Below are 777 nucleotides of genomic sequence, written 5' to 3'. Positions count from 1 at the left end.
GCCACGGCCATCCCCAAATCAGGCGGCGGCCCAAGCGGCGATACTGCTGTGCTAATTCCCGAGCTTGCGCGGGGGGGGGCTGCTGTTGGCCATAAAGCCAGCGCAGCCACTCATCGCTAAATTGGGCAAAGTTGCCGCCCCCTTGTTGATCGAGAAAGTGCAACCATGGCGCCCCTTGCAACGTGCGAGCTTGCGGCCAGCGTACTAAGGCGGCATGTCGCAGCGCGCTGTGCAGGGTGCTCACCAACAGTGCGGGGGGACAGGCCAGGGGTTGGCACCACTGTCGGTAACGGCGCCAGCGCACCAGCACTGAGCCCAGCAGCGCGAGGGTGCCGATCGCCAGCAAGCACCACAGCCAGCCTTGCCAGCGCAGTGCCAGCTCAGGGTTGACTAGGCTGGGGCCGGGGTGGATATCCCTCAGTGACGCAACCCAGGGTGGCGGCTCTGTTAGCGTCAGTTCAAGGGGCCGTGGCCAGCCGAGCGCCATCAAGTGGGTGAACATAGCGCCCCCTGCCACTGTTGTTGCAGGGGCTGGCCGTTATCGAGCAGGTAAAGGCGCTGCACCACAGGCAAGAGCTGTTGTTGGCTCTGGGCCAACCACTGGCTGGCGGCACGCTGATAACGGCGGGCAAAGCGTGGATGTTGGCCATCTAACCAGCCCAGCGACTGGCGCGCTGTATCAGCAAGGGTGACTGACAACACGCTATCTGGCGGCAAACTCACCTCAAGGGGGTCGCGGATCTGCCAGTAGTGAATATCATGGCGCCTGGCCAAGTG

Annotated in this window: 1 protein-coding gene and 1 pseudogene; both read right to left on the bottom strand. The window is 63.7% G+C overall.

Annotation, left to right across the window (positions count from 1 at the left end; translation table 11 throughout):
* Nucleotides 1-502 (bottom strand): DUF4381 domain-containing protein (locus CUC53_RS18395; RefSeq protein WP_100295419.1); only part of this gene is annotated, 502 nt, incomplete at its 3' end.
* Nucleotides 487-777, bottom strand: a pseudogene (locus tag CUC53_RS18390) (DUF58 domain-containing protein); the annotation flags it as partial. The gene CUC53_RS18395 and the pseudogene CUC53_RS18390, both read right to left, overlap by 16 nt.

It is taken from the genome of Aeromonas cavernicola (genome assembly GCF_002795305.1).
Classification (GTDB): domain Bacteria; phylum Pseudomonadota; class Gammaproteobacteria; order Enterobacterales; family Aeromonadaceae; genus Aeromonas; species Aeromonas cavernicola.
The sequence above is the reverse complement of the archived record's forward strand: the minus strand, read 5'-3'. Positions and strand labels throughout refer to the sequence as shown.